Here is a 21,692-nt window from a genome sequence, read left to right as displayed (position 1 = left end):
TAGCCAGCGGCTTTGGATCAGGCGGCAATAGCCAGACGTTCGCCTGCGAGGCTTTCGATGGCAGCTAATCTTTGCTCATGTGAAACGGCGGGGAACTCGAGCACAAACTCCGTCACCCCATATTGCTCGTGCAGCTCATCGAGCTTCTGCTTCACCTGCTTTGCCGAGCCTGCGAGCACATTTGGATGCTTTTCTTCAACCCGGTAATCAGACTCTCCAGCCTGCCGCGCAAACTCGGCGGCGGCCTCCTGTGTGCCAACTGAAACTGATTGTCCGGAGGCGAGATGAACCTTGAAGATTTTAATTTTCGAGACCGCGGCATCAACCGCGTCTTGGCTGTTGGCAACGACCGCACCAAGCGCCAGAACAGGCACTTTTCCAGTCACATTGCGATAGGCGTCGAACGTCTTCTGCAGATTGGCAGTATCGCCATTCAAATGTCCGGCATAGACAAAATCCCAGCCGGAATGTGCGGCAAGCAACGCGCTCTCCGGGCTTGCGCCAAGCACAAATTTTTCCGCAGATATCTGTGGTTTAGGTGTTGCGGCCAGTCCTTCAAATGGACCGGAAGCGATTTTATCACCGCCAAGAAACGCGCTGAGCTGCTCAAGCTTGCTATTGAAATCGAGGCGCTTTTCGCCGCTCGTTTCCTGCTGTAACGCCTTGGTTGATAACGGAAGTCCGCCCGGCGCCTTGCCGACACCGAGATCAACGCGCCCGCGCCCAAGTGCCGCGAGAAGGTTGAAGTTTTCGGCAACTTTGTAAGGGCTGTAATGCTGCAGCATCACGCCGCCAGAACCAATTCTGATCCGCTTTGTCGATGCCAGAAGATAAGAAACAAGCACCTCGGGCGAAGGCCCGGCCAGTTCATCTGCATGATGATGCTCTGCAACCCAGAACCGCTTGTAGCCCGCCTGTTCGGCAGCCTGAGCATAAGAAACGGTATTTGCAAGAGCGGTTTCCGCACTACCAGCCTGTGCTACCGGGCTCTTGTCGAGAAGGCTTAACTGATAGGGCATCGGCACATCCACTTTCGCTGAGCATCGCATTGGGGCGGACCCTTCCGCGCAACGCGCACGAATATGGACCGGCCTCGAATAGTTTCTCGGCTTCGGGACGAAATCTCAAAGATTAGTCGACTGAAATTGTAGGGTTTGTGGCAAATTTATTCTGTGGCGGTGGAATATGTTGAAACGGCCTGCTTCAAGCCTGCCCAACCCGTCAGCTTCTATGAAAATGGTTTTAGAGCGTTCGCAGCGGCTAAAAATACATTGCCGCTGCAATCAGAATTCAAAAGGGTTTTAAATGTAACGACGTGGATTGGCTGCGAGATAGAACGTGTTGATCAGCGTGTTGATATCAAACACAGGCAAGCCGGATTCCGCCGCAACATACGATGAAAACGGGCACATATTGGTGCATTCAAACAGAATAGCGCCCGGATTTTCACAGCTCGCCATAAACTCCCGGGTCATCTCCAGCATTTCTTCCTTCAGCACTTCCGTGTCGAGGTAATCGCGACCTTCAATATAGGTCTGCGGAAACTCGGCATTCTGCTTCATTCCCTGCACCTGCACGGGGATAACATCGGACGACCAGCCAACGCCTTTGAAATGTGCATCATTCATGTGATGTGCTCGCTCAGTGAACACACCGATGACTTTGCCAGGTGGCAGCATGGCGTGAATAATCGGCGCCTGCATCAATGATGACGTGAACACCGGAATGTTGACCGCTGCGGCAATATCTTTCTGGAACGGCCCCAAAAAACCACAGCTTGTGGTAATGGCGCGTACGCCCTCCGCTTCGAGTTCGCGTGCCGCATTGATGAATGGTTCGATCAGTTTTGGATCAGGATTGTTGCCCATGATGCGGGTGGCATGTGCACCTTTTACTGTCTTGTAACGCACAGGAAAATCATAGGACAGTGCATTGCCGATATCACCAGCAGGACGAGGGAAAATCGTGTCCAGCATCAGCACACCTATCTGCTGGCCATAATTGGTGAAGCCACCTTTAAGCATCATAGTTTCATTCCTTAGAGTTCGGGATAATTAACAGCCGAAGCGTGCTGGCGAGAAGGCGCAAACACTGTCTGACGGGGGTACGTTGTTGATTGCGTCGAGAACGATTTCGGCCGTTTTGGGCGCTGCAGCGATCCCTATATGACCGTGACCGAAGGCAGCAACGATCCCCTGATGCTGCGTGAGTTTACCTATTACGGGAACGCCATCTGCAGGCGACGGGCGATGCCCCATCCAAAGCTTGAGATGCTGCAGATCCTGTTTTGCCAGATTGGGATAGCTCGCCAATGCGTGCTTGAGCAGCACCTCCGAGCGCCGCCAGTCGGGCGCTTTCTCCACCGTTGCCAGCTCCACCTGACCGGATAGACGCAAACCCATATTGGTCGGCGTATTGCCCATCCGCCCGGTGCTCGGCATGATCGGGATATCAAAGGGAAGCTCGGCCATCGGCAAGGTTACATGATAGCCGCGCTCGCTTTGCATCGGCACATATAAGCCGAGATCACGCATGATACTCCCGGAATGAATGCCCGCCGCAAGCACGATATGATCGGCAGCAATACTCTCGCTGTTCTCGAAGACAACACGCGGCGAAACACCGGTAAGCACCCTGACGACATTCTTGCGGATCCGATGAACGCCCGCTTTTTCCGCCTGTGTGGCGATACCCGCAACATAGGTTCCGGTATCCAGACAATGGGCGCCCTCCCGCACATGAATGGCAAAGCGAAAATTGCCTCCAAGCGCCGGAATACGTTCACGCAGTTCTGCTTCCTGCCATTCGTCGAACAGAACGCCGTTATCACGGCGCAGCTGCCAGCTAAGCGCTTCAGCTTCAAAGGCTGCACGATCAGGATAGGCGTAAAGCAGGCCCTTCTGCACGATGAGATGTTCCTGCCCAGTCTTGCTGGCCAGCTCGAGATGGCGTTTTGGTCCATCATTAAGCAGCCAGTTGAGCTTGGCCGCAGTTTTTGTCACCCGCGATTTTGTGGCCCCTGCGAGCAGGAAACGCATGAGCCATGGTGTCAGCCTTGGAACCGATTTCCAGTCAAGGGTCAGTGGCCCGTTGCGATCAAGCAGAAATCCGGGAACCTGTCGCCACAGGCCGGGCATACTCATGGGAATGATCGAAGCCGGACTGATCCAGCCACCGTTTCCGTAGCTTGCACTTTGCTCGCCGCCCGGTTCTGAGCCGTCGCACAGTGTTACTTTCAAACCGGCTTCAGCGAGCCGCAAAGCGGTGGTGGAGCCGATAATGCCAGCCCCGACGACAATAACATTGCCTGTCATGACATTTATCCGTTCTGCGCGTGCATTTATGCGAGACCGCCGTGGAAATGGCTCAGAAACTCTCGGGTTGCGGCTTCATGCGGCTCATTGATCACCTGACGGGCATCACCGGTTTCAACGACGTAACCGTCCTGCATGAAGATGACCTTGTCCGCGACATCACGAGCAAAGGCCATTTCATGGGTCACAAGGATCATCGTCATACCCTGCTCGGCCAATTGCCGAATGACCGCCAGAACTTCACCGACCAATGCCGGATCAAGCGCCGATGTTGCCTCGTCAAACAGCATCACATCGGGGCGCATGGCGAGCGCCCTTGCAATCGCAACACGCTGCTTCTGTCCGCCAGAGAGCTGTTCTGGTCTGGCGTCCGCACGGGCGGCAAGGCCGACCTTTTCCAATAGTTCCATAGCCAGTTCGCGGGCAGCCTTCTTGTCCTGTTTGAGAACAGTGACCGGCCCGATCATAACGTTATCGAGAACGCTCATATGGGGAAACAGATTGAAATTCTGGAACACCATCCCGGTATTGGCGCGGAATGCCGCGAGATATTTGTCCTTGAGCGACACGTTCCCGGACGAGAAATCGATCTTCTGCTCACCAATTGCGATGTAACCCGCGTCTGGCAGCGAAAGCAGATTGAGACTGCGCAGCAATGTCGATTTGCCGGACCCGCTTGGCCCGATAAGCGCAACCACCTGCCCGCGTTCGACCGTGAGGCTGATATTGCGCAGCACCTCGATGTCGCCGAAAGACTTTTTCAGCCCACGCACTTCGATCATCGGTTCAGCATTCATGGCTTATCTCCACAAGGCTTGCTTGCTTCATCAGGCTCATCATTTCAGCCTGCCTTCCAGCCCATGCGCGAGCCGTGTCAGAGGGAAGAGAACTGCGAGATAAAGCACTGCAATCAGGGTGTAGGTTTCAAGCGGCCGGTAGGTAGCCGAAGTTACGAGCTGGCCCTGATAAAGAAGATCAGGCACAGCAAGCACCGACAAAAGCGATGTGTTTTTCAGCTGAAGCACGGACTGGTTGACAAGTGGCGGCACCATGCGGCGGAGTGCTTGCGGCAATATGATCTTGCCCATGAGCTGGCCACGGCGCATACCGATTGCACGCCCTGCATCCCACTGGCCTGCATCAATGGAAACAATGCCACCACGAATAATTTCCGCATAAAATGCAGCACCATAGAAGGTAAGCGTAATGAAAGCCGCCATCGCAGGCGAAATTTCAAAACCAATCAACATGGGAAGTGCGTAATAGCACCAGACCAACTGCACCAGCACCGGCGTACAGCGAAATATCTCAACAACCGTCATAATGGGCACGGTGATGATTTTGTTGCCGGAAAGCCTGCCAAGAGCAAAGACTGTTCCAACGAATATGCCCGAGAGGACGGTTATAATCGTAAAACCGACTGTATAGGCGAGGCCCTGGAGGAATAATCCCCGATACTGCCAAAGGCCGGAAAAGTCCCATTGATAGTCCATTAATTCACTCTTTCTGACATCCCGGCGAAGGCACGGGAAGACGTTGAGCTGAACAGCCAATGCCCCAACGACAGGACATCGAACACCGGCAAGCCACATGCTTTTGCGACTGCCTGTGCAAATGGCGGCATGTTTGTGCACTCAAGAACAACGGCACCAAGATCGGGTTCGCGTAACTTCAGCTCTTGTGCGGCCTTTGTAATTTCAGTTTCGAGAGCCGAGCGATCATAAGTTCCGCTGCCTTCAATCAACTCGCGAAAGGCACCACCGCCCGGCATACCAATCCTTGGCGTGCCGATGCTGGCACCACAGGCAGCGAAGATTGCATCGTCAAGGCTTGCTTCATCATAGGTGATTACTCCCACGGTGCGCCGCGGGCCAACCAATGCGCTGACCATCGGCAACTGAAGCAGGCTGGAGGTCGCAATTGGCACCGACAGTTTTCCGCTTAAAGTGCTCTGATGGCGTGCCATGAAGCCGCAAGAAGTAACGAGCGCCCTACATCCTTCAACAATCAGAGCCTCGCCAGCAATGACAAAATCTTCGATCAGCCCGGCACCACCCTGACGAATGATCTTGTCGGGCGATGCTCCGCTAACCTTTTTGAACCTTACCGGCATCTCCCATGATGTCGGGTTGCCGACATCTCCAGGCGGACGCGGGAAGCCGGTGTCAAGCATGATGACACCGAGTGATCCTTGCTGATGCTGCATGATGGTTGACGCGTCAGAACTTCAAAGTTGGCGGCAAGTCTGATGGCTGCACGCCCACTAGCGAAAGGCTGTTGACGATCCATTCATTGACCTTGCCCTCTTCACGACGCTTTTTAAGCCAGACATCGACGTAGTCGCGGAACTCGCCATTTGCATCCTTGCGCACGCCGATTGTGGTGGGCTGGCTATCCTGTGGCTCAGGAACGAAGACCTTGTATTTGCTGCCAAGCTTGTGCGTGGTGACAACTGACATTAACGCAACCTGCACGATTGCGTCAGCGCGGCCCGACTGCAGCGCGATGATCGTTTCATCCGCTCCTTTGAGCGCAACGAGTGTGCAATTCGGTAATGTCTTGCGGGCGAAGAGATCCTGTGTTGATCCTAGATCAACCGTTACACGGATTTCCGGCTTGTTCAGCTCTTCCCAGTTTTTGATCTCACGATCCTTGCTCGTAATGATGGTAAAGACGTTATCCATCATGGCTTCGGTAAAATCGACAGCCTTGGCACGCTCAGGATTGTTGCTCAATGCGAACATGATGTCGATCTTGCCGCCCTGCAGGTCCATGACGGAATTACCCCAGGTGGTTTCGACCATTTCCAGCGGCACGCCGATATATTCCGCAAGGTCTTTGCCCATGGAAACGCAAAAGCCTGCCCATTCTCCCGTCGCAAGGTCTTTTTGATAGTATGGAGCGGTGCCATTAAACACGCCAATGCGCAACGCACCCCGATCCTTGATGGCTTTCAGCGTAGCACCGCCGTCAACAGCCCAGGAAAGTCCAGGTGCAAGCATGACCGCTGTGCCACCCAAAAGCGTTGTCTGGATAAACTCACGTCTATTCATTGTTGTTTCCCTCTTTTTGAACCGAGCATTACTGCGCGCTGGAATGCGCCAGGCTGCTTTCTCTATTGAATTTATTGGAAAGTACCACCGAGTAACTGACGTTTTCGATCCCTTCGATCTGCGCCAGCTCTTCAATCAAAGCCTCAAGATCCTCAAGAAAACCGACATGAACCCGGCACAATATGTTGGCAGGTCCGCTGATGGCATCAGCAGTCAGGATCTCCGGATAGGCACGCAATGTTGCAAACAGACGCTGCACAATGCGCTGCGAGGCGGTGATGAACAGATAGGCGGAAATGCTGTTGTCGTCCTTTGTACGGCGGACGATCGCGCGATAGCCCAATATAACGCCGCGTCGCTCAAGGCGACCAATGCGTTCCTGAACGCTCGACCGGGCAAGGCCTACCCGCCGTGCCAGCTCGCTTGCTGGCAGACGCGCGTTTTCTTCCAGGATACTGACCAGATTTCGGTCGATACTATCACCGTAGTCCATCGTGTTCCCTTATATTTATTTTTCAATGAGAATGCGGCGCTTTCTCATCAAATAAAAGCATTGAAAATTGGATTAAGCATGACTTAAACTCATGATTAAATCTGAAGGAAACCCGATGCGCCGCTTTCTTCCCTCGCTTTCAGCACTCCATGCGTTTGATGCTTCCGTGCGCTATCTGAGCTTCACGCGTGCATCCGAAAATCTCGGCATGACGCAAAGCGGTGTTAGCCGCCAGATTCAGAATCTTGAATCTTTTCTGGGGCTTAAACTGTTTGAGCGTGCGGGGCCGCGTCTGGTTCTGACGGAAGAAGGGCAGAGCTATTACGAGGAAGTCTCGCGCATTCTTGCAAAGCTTGAAGAAGTGTCGATGGATGCGGTGCGCGGCTATAAAACGCAAAGCCTGCTCAAGATCGGGCTGCCGCCAACATTGATGCGGAAATGGGCACCGGGCATAATCAGCACCATCGCCAGAACACATCCGCAAATTTGGTTTGAAGTGTTTCCCTGCTCCCATGATCATGACTGGAGCAAGTCTGATCTCGATCTGGCAGTTCTGCGTGGCATCGGCAATTGGTCCAATGTCCGCAGCCATCTGCTTTTCCCGGAAGAACTTGTGGTGATAGGTTCACCGGATGTTGTGCCCGAAAAAGGCCTGGCCGGCGACGTCGAGTTGCTCGATTTTCCGCTGATTCAGAATTCGAACAGGCCAAGCCTTTGGCTGCACTGGCTGCGCGGTGCGGGTATCCATTACAACAAGCGTATTTTTGGTCCGCGTCTGCCAACGCATGACGTTATTATCGAATGCGCCGTGGCAGGTATGGGGCTCGCCATTGCGCCCAGAATTTTCGTACAGGAGGAGTTGCGCTCTGGAAAACTCAAGCTTGCACTTGATCGTGTGCAAACATCTGGAGAAAGCTATTTTCTCTGTGCAGCGCAGGCGCGTCAGGGATCAAAAAATGTGCGCCTGTTCCGCGATGGGTTTATTGCAGAAGCAAAACGCCACAGACATTCTTTGTCTGCGGCGTCGCAGGTTCAGGCGTAAGAACGCTCAACGGGCTTGAGATTGAGCGGGTCTTCGCCGCGTTTTAAGAGCCACGAATAGACCGGCGGCACACGGTCGGCAATCGATTCAACATGGACATCGATAAAGCAAGGGCCGTCTTTCCAGGCAAACGCTTCCGCCATCGCAGTATCGAGCTGATCAGCAGTCTTGGCAGTCCAGGCTTTCAGTCCATAAGCTTCAGCAATTGCCTGTCCTTTTGGCGCCAGAAAATCCACGCCAAAACATTGATTGTGCCCTTTGAGACGGTGCAGGCCTTTGATCCAGCCAAACGTCCCATTGTTGAAAAGAACAAGAATTGCTGGCACTTGCAGTCGCACCAATGTTTCAAGCTCTCCAACTGTCATGCCGAATGAACCATCACCGAATAATCCAATCGGTCGCTTGTTAGGGTCGGCGCGCCACGCACCGACTGTTGCGGGCAGAGCTGAACCCAAGCCGCCGAAAGCGCGGGGAATGGCGAAGCGTGTTTCACTATCGTTGATCTTGAGAAAACGGGTCATATAGGGTGTCGGCGTACCAGCATCCGAGTAAATCAGTGCTGGTGTTCCCGATTGGCGCAGTGCTTCGTTAAACGAACGCACGGCACGTTCCGGACGCAAGGGAACACGCTCATCGCTGAGAGCTTCTTCGGCATGTTCCCAGAATTCGCGGCGATGGGCATTCAGCTCCTCAATCCAGCCTTCGTGTTTCTCAGGCTCAATTGTCGGCTCGACCTGCAGCAATTCGTCCAGAACCAACAACGCATCGCCTTGAATGGAGAGCAGGTTTTCATAGTTATTGGCCATGATTTCAGGCGAGATATCAATCTGCGCGAGGCGTCTGTTGAGTGTGATCTTCGGGAAGGTCCAGCCGATTGTAACCACAGAACCGATGCGAGAGCCGACAAACAATGTGAAATCAGAATGTTCCAGCGCCCAATTGGCATGAGGATGATAACCGTTGTCCCCGATCACACCAATGGCCAGACGATGATCGTCATCAATCGCGCCCTGCCCAGTCATCGTCGTACACATGGGAATGCCGTAACGTTCGGCAAGCTGGGTGATGAGCCCACCGGCATGGGCGCGGTTGACGCCACCACCTGCAACAATCAATGGGCGCTCGGCCTTGGCAATCAGCTCCAGCAATTCATGAAGTTTTTGCCTGGGCGGAAGCGTTGGATAAGCCGGGAATGTTTTGCACTCTTCTTCGGCATGCAGCGATATCCGCGCCGGATCAACCTCGGCAAGCAACATATCCTCGGGTATCTGGAGATGCACGGCGCCCGGCTTGCCAGAGCAGGCCACACGAAAAGCGCGACGAATGATTTCGGGCAGCTTTTCGGCTGATTTTACCTGTACGGAAAGCTTCGTCACTGGCTCAAAGAGTTTGGCACAATCAAGCTCGGTCAGCACACCTCGTCCTTCGCCTGGCAGCGGAATGTCGATGGTCAGCAGGATGACAGGGATGGACGAGCCGTTTGATTCAGCAACGGGTGGCAGCGAATACATGGCGCCTGCGCCCGACGGACATTCAAAAACCCCCGGCTTATTGGAAAAGCGACCATAAGCATCGGCCATATAACCAGCCGAGCGCTCATCGCGGGCCATAACATGGCGGATTTCGCCTTCACGCTGCTGCAGTGCTTCATAGAGTGGCACATTTGTATCGCCCGGCACCCCGAAAATCGTCTCAACGCCGTAGCCAATCAGCATTTGCACCAAAATATCCGCGCCGCGCATTCTCTACTCCTTCAGAATCTGATGCGGGCAGAATAGGTGTGATCTGTTTCTGTCTGGACCGGCGGATCGGCGGCCAGACCGTATCAACACCGACGAAACGCAGGTGTAAAGCGGCGTAGTCACATAAAAAAGCCAGCTCCGATGGGAGCTGGCTGGGCTTGTAGGTTAAATTCCAGCACCGCGTAAAAGGTGCAGACGCGACTTACGCTTCTTCGGCTGCTCCGGCTCCTGAAACCGCAATGAGCGAGCCAATGCGCTCAGCAAATCCGTCTGTGAAATAAGTCCCTGAACAACATTATCCTGATCCGTGACGATGACAGCGTGGGAACGACCATCTGTCAGCAATGGCACCAGCTTTACGACCGGCTCGTCCTTTTGTGCCGTTATCGCTTCAATCATCAGCGCGCCGACCTCAGCAGCTGAGTTGTTGAGCTCCCGCAGACCAACGGTGCCGAGCAGCTTTCCTTGTTCACCAATGACAGGCAAAGTGCGGATATTGTGCTCAAGCAGCAAGCGCCGTGCCTCATCCGGACTATCATGTTCTGCAATGCTGATAACATCGCGCGACATGATATCTTTCGCAGCCACTGTCCCGTGCGTGCGAATGAGTGCCTGTAGCTCCACCTGCCTGAGCAATCGATCCAGATCCCCCGGATCGATATCAAAAGTCTCATCCACCTCTTTCAACGCCGTGGCGATGTCGTCAGACGTAAAACCGACGCGCAAGGGCGCAGGAAGGTCACTGGTCTTGTGTGTATTGGCAGGCGCTGCCGCTGGCACATGCGGATATTTTCGCCCAGCCAATTTATGGAACGCAATGCCAAGAGCAACCAGCAATACGGAATTCAAACCGACCGGTATAAAAGCAAATTGATAACCGAGATCGGTAACACTCGATCCGCCAATAATAGCTGTCAGGGCTGCGGCACCGCCGGGCGGATGCAGGCAACGCGAAACCGACATGGCTGCAATAGCAAGAGCAACGCCGAGGCCAATGGCAATCAACGGATTGCCGACGAAGCGCGCAACCGTTATCCCGACGAGAGCTGAGATTACGTTGCCACCGATGATCGACCATGGTTGCGCCAAGGGGCTTGCAGGAACAGCAAATATCAGCACAGCCGACGCGCCAATCGGTGCGACGATCAGCGGAAGCTCGATGCTCCTGCCCATTACGAGTGCGGTTATCAGCCCCGTCAGGCATATACCGATTAATGCGCCCAGACTGCCGATAAGGCGATCTCGAAGATTGGCACCGGCCAATATGGGCACAAAAAGCCGAAAACCGTTGAACATCATCGGTTCCTGTTTCTAACTGCAAGCTTGGGGATCAGTTTCACCAACATCACCAAAAAGGCTCTGGCAAAGATTGATTTGTCTTAATCGCTCTGACTTTGGTTGTTTCGCATTTCGGGACGCAAACGGCAGTTCACGCTTTCGCTCGAAATGCTTAGCTGAAGTTGGGTGTGGTGTCGCGCAGGCTTATATCAACTTGTCTTTGATTACGAGAACGCATTTTCGTGATCGGCACAAACCTTGGGTCAATCATCCTGAGTAACGGGCGAACGGCATATCCTGCTCCGTTGTTTGTCTATGAAACAAAAACAAACTCCAGGCCTTAAATTGCAGGAAAACAAAGAGATAGCTTCGGTTCCTCCTCTTCGCTAAAAGCAGGCTTGCTCAGTTGTAAGTATCAAGGACGACTCGCATGAAATCCAGTATCATCACCTCTCAAGGCCGAGTAGCAGATCGCACACCCGGCGCCATTCCCGGCGCTTTAGCGGTCGCGAATGCTTTGGCAGCGCGCTACGACCTTTCCGTCAAAACCGTGGGTACGCCTGCAGCTGCTGTTTCTGATGACTGGAGTGAAGCATTGCCGCAGGCTCATGACACACTCAAAGGCCTTGCTGCTGCGGTTGCTGATGAATTGAAGGCGGGTCGGCGACCGCTTCTGGCTACCAATACCTGCTCGGCAAGCCTTGCAACCATTCCACAAGCAGCCAGCCAGATTGATGGACTGACCGTTCTTTGGGTCGATGCACATGGCGATTTCAACACACCCGACACAACAGGCTCGGGTTATATGGGCGGCATGGCGCTCGCTGGTATCTGCGGCCTTTGGGATAGCGGACATGGCGGCAATGTCGCCCCTGAAAATGTCGTCATTTTCGGCGCTCGCGACATTGACCCAGAAGAAATGGAAACGCTCGAAAGCAAGGGCGTTACGATTATCAAGCCAGAGGCTGCCAATGCAGAAACGCTGCTGGCAGCCATCGGCACCCGCCCTGTCTGGGTGCATATCGATTGGGACGTGATGGAACCGGGCTTAATTCCAGCCGCCTATGCAATCGAAGCCGGGTTGCTTGCGCCACAGCTGCGCGATGCGCTGGCCGCAATTCCGGCGTCGCAAATCGCGGCTATTGAGCTTGCAGAATTTGAACTGCCTGAAGACAAGCAGGCTACGGAGCGTGCTCTTGAATTGATCCTCGACATCACTGCACCGCTTTATAAAAGCATTGGCGTTTGATGTAGATATCTAGTGGATTTTTCGAATTTGACGTTTGAAACAGCATAAGTGTCAGCCGGGATTCAAACGTCAAATTCAATCCACTAGAGCGTGTCGCACTTTTTTACGCTTGAAGTTATCGGAAAACCGGTTTCCACTTTTCCGCGATATGCTTTAAGCCAGAGCTGATCTTACAGCGGTACCAGTTAAGAATGAATCGTTGGAACCACTGTAACTGTTTGCTTTTACGCATTATCCGACGCATTGCAGCAGAAAAAGAAATCAGTCCACGAACTGATTTCCCTGCGGAGGCGCTTCGCACTTTTGCTGGAAATGCTATAATTCAGCTCTGGTCTCACTATGCGAGATCAAAAGATCGATGCAATACGCGCCGGCTTTGATGATGACGACATGCTCGTCACGACGATCATCCTGTTTACTTCACCGCGTTTGAATGCACGCAGGAAGCGGGCATAATCCTTAAACACCACACAACCGTTTGAATCCCCTGCCCGGCGCAGCATGTATGTGTGCGCCAACAGCCCGTCGCGGTTGTACGGATTGCGACCATCGGCTGGGAGCAGACGCACTGCTTCGACCCCGTGGAATAGGCTTTCACGCATCTGAAGCTTATAAGTGCTCGGTGGCGTAGCGCCACGCATCTTCTGGTCAACATAGCGCGGATTGTCACGCATGTGGCCCATGCCCGAATGCGCTTCCAGTTTTTCGCCACTTGGCAGATAAACCGTAGCAGCAGAGATATCATAAATAGCAGTCTTGTTGTGTGCAGCCTGACCGAACAGACGCCCGAAAAGGCCGCGTTGAATGTTCTCTGTCTGCCCACTTGGCGGCGCATAAGCCAGTTGCGTCTTTTCCTGCTTTTGTGGCTTCGTAACAGTTGGCCTGTCGATTACAGGCTTCTGACCGGGAAACGGCACATCATCAGGCAGAAAGCTATCTGTGTCATCTTCAATCGGCGCACGCGCGATCTGAGCATCGGGTGCCGCCATCGGAACTGGGATAGCGTCACCGGATGGCAACGCTGCTATTGCGCTTGCGCTATAGTCTTGAGCTGCAGTTTGCGCAGCACTTGTCGCTGAGGCGATAACTGCAGGCGACACTACATCCTGAGCGGGCGCAGGCGGCGCAACGCGCTCCGCGCGCGGCTCAATTACGGCCGCCATTGCCACAGGCTCAGCTTCAATAACAGCTTCCGGACCCACATCAGCAATGATGGGAGCATCTTCAGCAACCTTGCTGCGCCGCCAATCAAGATTGGAATATGGCGCATCAGCGGTATAGGCTTCGATGAACCGCTGGCGAATGACATGCCCCATGCCGATTTTTTGATCGACAACAGCCAATTGATGTGGGGTTGCGGCGGGAAGACGTCGCATTGCGGGGGCCAAAGGCACAAAAGCAGGCAGAACAGCTTCCACGGTGCTCAGGGTCGTCATCAGGCAACTTCCAGCCAGAAGACCTGCGCCCAGCAGAGCTGCGACACGTAAAATACCTTTAAATACAAAAGGGTTGGGAATATTAATCCCGCGTGGCAATGCAAAATCATACGTGTCTGTGACGAACGCCATACTACTCGTCCTGAATAATAACTGGTTTTCTCGCTGTCGCTTTGCATGAAAGTTCGGCAGAAAAGCGAAGCAATCATGGCGAAAGTGCTAACTTGAAAGTCGCACTAAGCATGAAGAATTATGGTAACTAAATTCTTTACGATCACCCGTCTTCAGAAAAGAAAGTATGGCTGGAGCAGCTGAAAGGCTCACTATGCCGTGAGCAGATAGTCGATCTGGCCTGCAGATTTGAACTCGACACCTTCCGCCGCAACACGATTACGACCGCGCCGTTTTACCCTTAGAAGAGCAAGATCCGCACGCGCTGCTGCATCCCAGACCGTTTCGTGATCCCGTATGACCGCAAGACCAAAACTGCTGGTTACGCTTCGCCCGTTCGGCAGCATCGAAAAACTATAGCGAGCGACATGGCTGCACAGACGATTGGCGAATATCTCGCATTGCTCGGCACCGCCCTTCACAATCAAAACAAACTCCTCACCCCCGACACGACCGACAATGGCTCCTTTTTCCGAAGCCGAACGCAGGAGCGATGAAAACTCAACAAGCACTTGATCACCGATAGAATGACCAAATTCATCGTTGATCGCTTTGAAATGATCAATATCAGCAATGATAACGGCAAGCCTGTTCTTCTCAGCAGCCATAAGGCTTCGCTTCGCAGCTCGCTCCAGACCTCGACGATTAAGAGCCCCGGTGAGAGGGTCTGAATCCCGCTCCGCTTGCAGTTCGTTAATCACATCAGCAGTTGCGACGACCAAAATAACCAGACCCAGCAACACACCTATGAAAGAGACAGAGATTGTAACCAGTGTCCAATATTGGGACCTTATCAGCTGTTCTGTCGTGCTAATTCCACTAAGCATTTTGACGGTAAGGATGCTTCTAAGGAAGAAATGCGCGGCAAGGATCGTGAGAAAACCATGCAATGTGCGCTCGATCCATTTGCCTTGCATTAGCGCCCGCGACTGCAGACAAAGCGTGGCAATCATTGCGCCAAGCCCAAAATTGGATGCAACGGCCATATATTTATAATCCGCCCCCACCTGAGCCAGATAACCTATTACCGCCAGTGTCAGTACGCTAATCGATGCGCCCGCAAAAGGCGAAAACTGCTTGTCCGGCCGAAGCATGACAGCTTCACAGAAGAAAAGGCCAGCCAAGAGATAAAGTGCTGTTGCTGTAAATACTGCCGCATTCAAACTCGGTAAGAGCTGCAAAACCTGCAGCAACAAACCAGCAGCAAAGGTTGCAAAACCCAGCCCGAAGAACAACATATGCCTGCGTCTGGTGTCTAGCATCCAGACGCCAGACATGGTCGTCGCAAACAATATAATCAGGAGTGGTGGAACAAATTTCACGACCTATGATACCGTTTAATTAAAAAATTTATGGAAAATCAAATTGAACATCCTTCAAACGACAATAAACGATTTAAATCAAGAATAAATTCAGCATAAAAGTTTAGGTATTATTTTAATTTACTACATTATAACATAATAATTTTCTGATAAATAACTACAATCAATGCATTCGCAGCAACTGTTATCATGTAAAGAATTTCGAAGGAAAAACTTATCCCCAAATATCGATTTCAAAAAATGACTTAAATACGCCAATAGCAAGCTGAAACACCAACATTACCTGTTACTAAATTTATTGAGGGCTTGGTCAGCATGCCGTGAAATGCCATTTTATAGCTACGCACAGCCCCAATGCGGAGAAAACATATGCGCCACCAGTTCGACCTCTTTGTCCCTTCTGCCGAAGGCGACGTTAAGCAGGCAGAACTGCGCCCTGCCCGCACCAAACCCGGAAAGACGACCGGCCCTGATGAAGCGGAAATGGTCCAACGCCTGAAAGACAGCGGGCGCTATCGTATCTTGCAGCGACTTGACCCACCGCCGACAGTGCCGGATGCAGACACGGTTGCGTTTCCTAGGCTCGGGGTTGTGGTTGACACTGAAACGACGGGCTTGAGTGCTGTGCAGGAAGAAATCATCGAGATTGGCGCTGTGGCCTTCCGCTATGCGGATGATGGCTCCATTGGTGATGTTTGTGCAACTTTTGGCGCTTTGCAGGAACCTTCAAAGCCAATTCCAGCCGATATTACGCGTATCACCGGTATTACTGATGAGATGGTCGCCGGGCAGATCATTCCGCGTGCGAAGCTTGAAGCACTGATCGGCAGTGCGGATCTCATCATTGCGCATAATGCAGGTTTTGATCGGCCCTTTCTGGAACGTTTTTCACCAGTCTTTGAAAACAAGCCCTGGGCATGTTCGGTCAAGGAGATTGACTGGACGGCTCGCGGCTTTGAAGGCACCAAGCTTGGTTATCTGATCGGCCAGAGCGGCTATTTCCATAATGGCCACCGTGCAGAAGATGATTGTCAGGCGTTGCTCGCCGTGCTGAAGGAACAATCCGGCAAGACGACACCTTTTGCAGAATTGCTGAAGGCCAGCCAGAAATCGCGCCTGCGCATTTATGCAGAAAACAGCCCTTTTGAAATGAAGGACAAGCTGAAAGAACGCCGCTACCGCTGGTCTGATGGCAGCGACGGGCGCCCGAAATCCTGGTGGACGGAAATCGATGAAGATGAACTCGAAGCCGAACTCGAATATCTGCGTACAGAGATTTACCCTTGGCGCGATGCAGAGCCGTTGATTCAGAAGCTCACTGCCGTCGACCGCTATAAAGAGCGAGCGCCACTCAGATCAAAATAAAGAAAAGGCCGCATCACGCGGCCTTTCTTCTTATGCAATGATGGGCCAAGGACGCTGAACGGGTCGCATATCTTCATATGCCTGGGCGAGACGCAACACGCCCAGATCATCAAAGCGCTGGCCAAAAATCTGCAAGCCAATAGGCAGCCCCTTGGACGTATAGCCACAATTGAGCGAGATTGCAGGCTGTTCCGACATATTCATCGCAACGGTAAACGCGATGTGCTCGAAAGGACGCTGCGGATCATTGACCGGAGAGGCCCATTCCGCCGGATAGGTCGGCATTGGAGCGGTTGGGGAAATGATGAAATCGAAATCTTTCGACGCCGCAAGGGCTGCATGGCGCATCGCATCTATTTGCGAAAAGCCGGAATAGACTTCCTCGCCAGTCAAACCTTCAGCGGTTTCAGTCCATTGATAGATGTATGGCAAGATTTTCGCACGATTTTCCGGCGTCATTTTAGAGACGTCGGCCCAGGAACGTGCGCGCCAGAAGCGATCAAGCCCATCGATCATGGTGCGATTGAGAAATGGAGCAACCGGCTCAATAATCGCGCCAGCATCCGCGAACAGCTTCGCTGCAGCTTCCACCGCCGCGCGTGTTTCATCGCCCGTTGGTTCGCCAAAACCGGCATCGAGCCAGAGGCCGATTTTGAGACCTTCTACATCGATATCAAGGTCCATCCAGTCGATATCCTGATATGGCAGGCTCATCGCGTCACGGCGATCAGGACGGGAAAGCACCGACATATAAAGCGCGCTATCGGCAACCGTACGCGTCATCGGACCAGCAACGCGACCAAGAAACGCCGGATCGATTGGGATACGCCCGAAGGACGGCTTCAGCCCAACCAGACCGCACCAGCCGGCCGGCAGGCGGATGGAGCCACCAATATCCGTACCGATATGCAGTGGCCCGTAACCAGCAGCACCAGCGCTGCCTGCACCAGCACTTGAACCGCCCGGATTGGTGTTCAAGTCCCACGGGTTGCGCGCAAGCTTATGAAAGCTCGAAAGCCCAGAGGACAACATACCGAGATCAGGCATGGTTGTTTTAGCCAAAAGCACGCCACCAGCCTCGCGGGTGCGGGCTGCGGGCGGCGCATCAACGGCTGCAGGATTGAGAGGCAGTGCCGCACAGCCGAGCGGAACAGCAGTACCTTGCGTGGCAATATTTTCCTTGATCGTCAGCGGCACGCCGTCAATGGGGCCAGCGGGCTCACCTTTTGCCCAACGTTCTTCCGATGCCTTCGCAGATGCCCTCGCGTTTTCCGGATCATAAGCCCAAAGCGCATTCAGTTTCGGCTCATAGGCCTCGATGCGCTCAATTACAGCTTCCGTAACTTCAACCGGCGAAAGCGATTTCGCCTTATAGGCAGAAACAAGATCGACAGCTGACAAATCGGCAAGTGAAGACATGGCGTTCCCTTATTTCATTCTGGTAGTTTGATTGTAGAATTGAGCTTGCGGGCGCGTTTGCGCCGTCCCGAAAATGGCTTCGGCACAGCATCAACCAATGCGCGCGTATATTCATGTTGCGGATTGTCGAAGACCGCGTTGGTCTCTCCCTGCTCGACGATATTGCCGTGATAAATCACCGCTACACGATCGGTAATTGCGCGCACGACACCGAGATCGTGACTGATGAAAAGATAGGAAAGGCCGAACTTTTCCTGCAGATCCATCATCAGATTGAGAACCTGCGCCTGAATGGAGACATCAAGAGCTGAAACAGGTTCGTCAGCAACGATGAGCGCCGGTTTGGTAATCAGGGCGCGAGCAATAGCGATACGCTGGCGTTGCCCCCCGGAAAACTCATGCGGATATTTTTTGGCAGATGCTTTTGGGAGGCCGACAGCTTCCAGCACTTCTGCCACGCGCTCATCACGCTCCTTGCTGCTTGTCCCGCGCTCCAGTGAAACAATCGGCTCCGAAATGATCCGCTTTACCGTGTGGCGCGGATCGAGCGAACCATAAGGGTCCTGAAAGATCGCCTGAAAACCTTTACGCGCTTCACGCAGGCCAGAACGGTCAAGCGCGTAGATATCCTTACCATTGATAAGGATTTGGCCAGATTGCGGTCGTTCCAGCCCCATCACAGCACGGGCAAGTGTTGATTTTCCCGAACCGCTTTCGCCCACGATACCAAGGCTTTGCCCTGCTTCGATCTCGACATTGACACCGTGGAGAACGCGTAACGATCCCGGCTTTGAAAGGAATGATGGGCGCGGGAGCTGATATTCACGCACGACATCACGAACTTGCAAAATCATCTTGCTCATACCAGCACCTCGCCATCGCGTGGATGCAGACAGGCAGCGCGATGGGCAATGCCTTCGCTTTCACCGATCAGATCGAGCGGCGGAATGAGTTTTCGACAATCGCCTTCAACGAATGCGCAGCGATCAGCAAAGCTGCAATATGGCGGGCGGGCCAGCGGGTCCGGTACAACACCGGGAATTGCAGCGAGGCGCTGACGCGGCTTCGTATGATCGCGAACCAGATTAGCCCCATGTGGAGAAGCCTGAAACAGCCCCCGCGCATAAGGATGCGCCATACGATTGAACACGGCTTCGGTTCGCCCCGTTTCTACAATCCGCCCGGCATACATCACTGCGATACGGTCGGTCATTTCCGACACAACGCCGAGATCATGGGTAATGAGCATCAGCGCTGTGCCTGTTTCGTCGATCAGCTCATCCATGAGATCAAGAATTTGTGCCTGAACAGTGACATCGAGCGCCGTGGTCGGTTCATCAGCAATCAACAGATCAGGCTCGCAGGCAATCGCCATGGCGATCATCACGCGCTGGCGTTGCCCTCCGGAAAGCTGGTGCGGATACAGATCGAGATTAAAGCGTGGTGCAGGTAGTCCCACGCGATCCAGCAACTCACGCGCCTTGCGTTCGGCATCAGTGCGGCTTTCGCCAAGATGCAGACGGCGGCCTTCGGCAATTTGCGCACCAATGGTTTTAACCGGATTGAGCGCTGTCATTGGCTCCTGAAAGATCATCGCCATGCGACGACCGCGCATTTTGCAGAGTTCGGCTTCTGGCTTGTTTGCCAGATCCTGCCCATCAAAACGCAAGGTTCCGCGCACGCGCATCCGGTCAGGCAGCAAGCCCATGGCAGCAAGCGCGGTAATCGACTTGCCACTGCCAGATTCACCCACAACACCCAGGCGTTCACCACGGTTGAGGGTTAATGTAATGCCCGACACGATATCTGCAGTGCGCGTGCCAAATGGCAGCTCGACAGACATATTGTCCATTTCAAGAAGAGGTGTTTTTGGCAAAGCTCTTATCATCTCTGCCTCCTTACGCGCGGATCAAGTATGTCGCGCAGACCGTCACCCAGCATGTTGAGGCCAAGGACTGCGAGTGTAATGGCAAGACCGGGGAAGATCGCCAGCCATGGCGCATCATAGATAAAGGTCTGTGCATCGTTGAGCATCTTGCCCCAGCTCGGCATTGGCGGCTGTGTACCAAGCCCCACATAGGAGAGACCTGCTTCCGCCACGATGGCGAGTGCGAACTGGATAGTCGCCTGTACGATCAGCACATGATTGATGTTGGGCAGAACATGCAGCAGCGTGATCGAGATATCGCCGCGCCCTGCGCAACGCGCTGCCTGCACATATTCGCGCTTCCAAAGCCCAAGCGATGCACCACGCGTAACACGGGCAAAGACGGGAATATTGAAAATACCGATTGCAATCATGGCGTTGACCGCACCGGGGCCAAAAATGGCCGTGATAATGACTGCGGTCAGCAACGCCGGAAATGCAAAGGCCAGATCGGTCATACGCATGACAAAGCCATCGACCAATCCACCGCGCGCTGCAGCAAAGGCACCAAGAGGGATACCTATACCCGCGCCAACAAGCACAGCAATAATCGACACGGCAATGGAATTTCGCGCACCGACCATAATCATGGAAAACACATCACGACCGAAATTATCCGTTCCGAACAGATGACTGAAGCTCGGCCCCTGCAGCTTGTCGCGGAAGTTCATGGCGGTGGGTGAATAAGGCGTCCAGAAATAGGAGACGAGAGCCATAGCCACCAGAATAGCGGTAACAAGCGAACCGATCACAAGGCTGCGGCTTAAAAACAGCGTCCGAAAACGGCTTGGCTTTGCAATTGTCTGAACCTCACTCATCGGCTGCCTCCCGTCGAAAGACGCGGATCAATGAAGCCATAGACAAGATCGACAATGAAATTGACCGTAATCACGGAAGCCGCAAGCAGCGTCACCAGCGACTGCACCGTTATCAGATCGCGCTGGGCGATTGCCTGAAACACCAGCCTTCCAAGGCCGGGAAGATTGAAGACATTTTCGATGATGATCGTTCCAGCCAACAGAAATGAGAATTGCAGGCCAATAATCGTGACAACCGGGATCAGCGCATTTGGCACCGCATGGCGCCAGAGTGCCGCGTTACGGGTAAGACCTTTTGCGCGCGCGGTCCGCACGAAATCCTCACCCAGCGTTTCGATGACGGCGGAACGCGTCACGCGGGCAAGAATAGCGGCAAGCGGCAGGGCAAGAGCCAGCGCGGGCAGAAACAGCGAGCGGATACCGTTCCAGAATCCACCTTCCCAGCCAGCAAAGCCAGAAGCTGGAAACCAGCCAAGCTGCAAAGCAAACAGCAGGATCAAAAGCAGGCCGAGCCAGAAATTCGGGATAGCGACACCCACCTGCGCCACACCCATCGAAAGCACATCGCCGGTTTTGCCGCGTTTGGAGGCCGCATAAACGCCCACGGGAATAGCTACCGCGACCGACAGAACCATGGACAAAAGCGCCAACGGCAGCGTGACCATAATGCGTGGTCCGAGCAATTCACTGATCGGCACGGAATAGGTGTAGCTGGTGCCGAAGTCCCCCTTCAGAAAACCGCCAATCCACGAAAGATACCGCCACCAAAGCGGCTGATCGAGGCCGAGCTGTTTGTGAAGCGCTGCCAGTGTTTCAGGTTGCGCGTTGATACCGAGGATAACTGCGGCAGGGTCGCCCGGCAGCACCTGCATCAACAGGAAGACGATGACGGAGGCCGCAAGCGTCGTAAGCAAGAGCGAAACTATTCGCCCGGAAATATATGCCAGCAAGGCGACCTCCTAAGCACAATCCCGAAAACTTGTCCGGCCTGTCGGACTAGATTGTGCGTCATAATAATGCAGGAATGAGCGCTTCACGCCATTCACTCCACATTCCATTTCTC

20 protein-coding genes are annotated in these 21,692 nt (G+C 53.6%); 3 read left to right on the top strand and 17 right to left on the bottom strand.

What is annotated here, in order from left to right:
* Positions 1-17 precede the first annotated feature (17 nt).
* The 8 genes from RT142_RS06290 to RT142_RS06255 form a co-directional block, all read right to left on the bottom strand.
* Complete coding sequence (locus RT142_RS06290; RefSeq protein WP_313027976.1) at positions 18-1,019, bottom strand: MsnO8 family LLM class oxidoreductase; 1,002 nt, start codon at positions 1,017-1,019, stop codon at positions 18-20.
* Between the two features lie 282 nt (positions 1,020-1,301).
* Positions 1,302-2,027, bottom strand: a complete 726-nt coding sequence (locus tag RT142_RS06285) for an aspartate/glutamate racemase family protein (protein WP_079212903.1) — start codon at positions 2,025-2,027, stop codon at positions 1,302-1,304.
* Between the two features lie 27 nt (positions 2,028-2,054).
* The gene (locus RT142_RS06280; RefSeq protein WP_079212904.1) at positions 2,055-3,314 is read right to left on the bottom strand and encodes an NAD(P)/FAD-dependent oxidoreductase; all 1,260 of its coding nucleotides are present in this window, start codon (positions 3,312-3,314) and stop codon (positions 2,055-2,057) included.
* Between the two features lie 26 nt (positions 3,315-3,340).
* Complete coding sequence (locus tag RT142_RS06275) at positions 3,341-4,111, bottom strand: amino acid ABC transporter ATP-binding protein (RefSeq protein WP_079212905.1); 771 nt, start codon at positions 4,109-4,111, stop codon at positions 3,341-3,343.
* Between the two features lie 39 nt (positions 4,112-4,150).
* Positions 4,151-4,807: an amino acid ABC transporter permease gene (locus RT142_RS06270; RefSeq protein WP_012093406.1), complete on the bottom strand. Its 657-nt coding sequence runs from the start codon at positions 4,805-4,807 to the stop codon at positions 4,151-4,153.
* Positions 4,807-5,520 (bottom strand): aspartate/glutamate racemase family protein, encoded by a 714-nt coding sequence (locus tag RT142_RS06265; protein WP_079212906.1) that lies wholly within the window; start codon positions 5,518-5,520, stop codon positions 4,807-4,809. Before RT142_RS06265 ends, RT142_RS06270 begins: the two co-directional genes overlap by 1 nt.
* Before the next feature lie 13 nt (positions 5,521-5,533).
* On the bottom strand, positions 5,534-6,367 hold the full coding sequence (locus tag RT142_RS06260; RefSeq protein WP_313027973.1) for a transporter substrate-binding domain-containing protein: 834 nt from the start codon (positions 6,365-6,367) through the stop codon (positions 5,534-5,536).
* A gap of 28 nt (positions 6,368-6,395) precedes the next feature.
* A complete protein-coding gene (locus RT142_RS06255; protein ID WP_079212908.1) occupies positions 6,396-6,860 on the bottom strand; it encodes an Lrp/AsnC family transcriptional regulator in 465 nt (154 codons plus the stop codon).
* 115 nt (positions 6,861-6,975) lie between these two features.
* On the opposite strand from RT142_RS06255, the gene RT142_RS06250 reads away from it, so the two are divergent.
* On the top strand, positions 6,976-7,902 hold the full coding sequence (locus RT142_RS06250; RefSeq protein WP_313027971.1) for a LysR substrate-binding domain-containing protein: 927 nt from the start codon (positions 6,976-6,978) through the stop codon (positions 7,900-7,902).
* Here RT142_RS06250 and RT142_RS06245 read toward each other — a convergent pair.
* Both RT142_RS06245 and RT142_RS06240 read right to left on the bottom strand, forming a co-directional pair.
* The gene (locus tag RT142_RS06245; RefSeq protein ID WP_113159134.1) at positions 7,893-9,644 is read right to left on the bottom strand and encodes a thiamine pyrophosphate-binding protein; all 1,752 of its coding nucleotides are present in this window, start codon (positions 9,642-9,644) and stop codon (positions 7,893-7,895) included. The genes RT142_RS06250 and RT142_RS06245 overlap by 10 nt on opposite strands.
* Before the next feature lie 165 nt (positions 9,645-9,809).
* Positions 9,810-10,943 (bottom strand): HPP family protein, encoded by a 1,134-nt coding sequence (locus tag RT142_RS06240; protein WP_064321649.1) that lies wholly within the window; start codon positions 10,941-10,943, stop codon positions 9,810-9,812.
* A 409-nt stretch (positions 10,944-11,352) separates the two neighbouring features.
* On the opposite strand from RT142_RS06240, the gene RT142_RS06235 reads away from it, so the two are divergent.
* Positions 11,353-12,171 carry an arginase family protein gene (locus RT142_RS06235; protein ID WP_313027969.1) on the top strand — a complete coding sequence of 273 codons (819 nt, stop codon included), beginning with the start codon at positions 11,353-11,355 and terminating at the stop codon, positions 12,169-12,171.
* A gap of 347 nt (positions 12,172-12,518) precedes the next feature.
* Here the strand turns inward: RT142_RS06235 and RT142_RS06230 are convergent, their stop codons facing one another.
* Entirely contained in the window at positions 12,519-13,739 is a 1,221-nt protein-coding gene (locus tag RT142_RS06230) for a DUF2778 domain-containing protein (RefSeq protein ID WP_094543614.1), read from the bottom strand.
* 191 nt (positions 13,740-13,930) lie between these two features.
* Positions 13,931-15,100 (bottom strand): GGDEF domain-containing protein, encoded by a 1,170-nt coding sequence (locus RT142_RS06225; protein WP_313027967.1) that lies wholly within the window; start codon positions 15,098-15,100, stop codon positions 13,931-13,933.
* A 369-nt stretch (positions 15,101-15,469) separates the two neighbouring features.
* Here RT142_RS06225 and RT142_RS06220 point away from each other — a divergent pair, with 369 nt between their 5' ends.
* Positions 15,470-16,465 carry a 3'-5' exonuclease gene (locus tag RT142_RS06220; protein WP_112805952.1) on the top strand — a complete coding sequence of 332 codons (996 nt, stop codon included), beginning with the start codon at positions 15,470-15,472 and terminating at the stop codon, positions 16,463-16,465.
* Between the two features lie 30 nt (positions 16,466-16,495).
* Here RT142_RS06220 and RT142_RS06215 read toward each other — a convergent pair whose 3' ends face one another.
* From RT142_RS06215 to RT142_RS06195, 5 genes are read right to left on the bottom strand one after another with little or no spacing between them, the layout of a single operon-like run.
* Positions 16,496-17,884, bottom strand: a complete 1,389-nt coding sequence (locus RT142_RS06215; protein WP_112805950.1) for an amidase — start codon at positions 17,882-17,884, stop codon at positions 16,496-16,498.
* A 14-nt stretch (positions 17,885-17,898) separates the two neighbouring features.
* Positions 17,899-18,747, bottom strand: coding sequence for an ATP-binding cassette domain-containing protein (locus RT142_RS06210; RefSeq protein WP_112805948.1), 849 nt, complete (start codon positions 18,745-18,747; stop codon positions 17,899-17,901).
* Positions 18,744-19,772: an ABC transporter ATP-binding protein gene (locus tag RT142_RS06205; RefSeq protein ID WP_313027964.1), complete on the bottom strand. Its 1,029-nt coding sequence runs from the start codon at positions 19,770-19,772 to the stop codon at positions 18,744-18,746. The genes RT142_RS06210 and RT142_RS06205 overlap by 4 nt, the downstream gene beginning before the upstream one ends.
* Positions 19,769-20,629, bottom strand: coding sequence for an ABC transporter permease (locus tag RT142_RS06200; RefSeq protein WP_064321641.1), 861 nt, complete (start codon positions 20,627-20,629; stop codon positions 19,769-19,771). Before RT142_RS06200 ends, RT142_RS06205 begins: the two co-directional genes overlap by 4 nt.
* Positions 20,626-21,579, bottom strand: a complete 954-nt coding sequence (locus tag RT142_RS06195; RefSeq protein WP_007878959.1) for an ABC transporter permease — start codon at positions 21,577-21,579, stop codon at positions 20,626-20,628. Before RT142_RS06195 ends, RT142_RS06200 begins: the two co-directional genes overlap by 4 nt.
* Between the last annotated feature and the right edge of the window lie 113 nt (positions 21,580-21,692).

Source organism: Brucella sp., assembly GCF_032066345.1.
Lineage (GTDB): Bacteria > Pseudomonadota > Alphaproteobacteria > Rhizobiales > Rhizobiaceae > Brucella > Brucella pseudogrignonensis.
The sequence above is the reverse complement of the archived record's forward strand: the minus strand, read 5'-3'. Positions and strand labels throughout refer to the sequence as shown.